The sequence below is a fragment of the Stenotrophomonas maltophilia group sp. RNC7 genome (assembly GCF_030910085.1).
In the GTDB taxonomy this organism is placed as follows: Bacteria; Pseudomonadota; Gammaproteobacteria; order Xanthomonadales; family Xanthomonadaceae; genus Stenotrophomonas; species Stenotrophomonas sepilia.
The window spans coordinates 1-391 of the sequence record NZ_JAVFVN010000113.1 but is presented as its reverse complement, the minus strand read 5'-3'; the positions used below and the strand labels follow the sequence as shown (position 1 = coordinate 391).

General features: G+C 61.4%; 1 protein-coding gene. It reads left to right on the top strand.

The features are described from left to right. Window positions 1-113 precede the first annotated feature (113 nt). On the top strand, window positions 114-314 hold the full coding sequence (locus tag RCF13_RS01245) for a hypothetical protein (protein ID WP_308140748.1): 201 nt from the start codon (window positions 114-116) through the stop codon (window positions 312-314). The last annotated feature ends 77 nt before the right edge of the window (window positions 315-391 follow it).

The following is a 391-nucleotide window of genomic DNA, read 5'->3' as shown; positions in this document are numbered from 1 at the left end:
CCGGGTTCGAAGCGTTGCGATATCGCAAAGAATAAATTGTTGACTATTCGATTTAGCGTTTGCTAATATTTGCTCAACACCTCCCCACCCCGGGGAGAAACGGGAGAAACAGCATGGCAAGCGATCCGAAGTGCAGCACCTGCGCGTACCGCGTCAATGAGCGCCGGTCGTTCCACGACGCTGGATTTGTGGCCGGCATGACGATGGTCTGCCTCCATCCGGCCATCGGCCGCCAAGACTGCGCGGCCGCCCGCCTTTCCCCGAATGCGAAGTGCGGCCAGAGCGCTGATCTCTGGCAGCAACGCGCCGCCTGACCTTCCCCCACCCGCCCCGGGTGCCGGGGCAGCACCTAGGAAATGACCATGCACACCTGGACCATCACCACGACGAC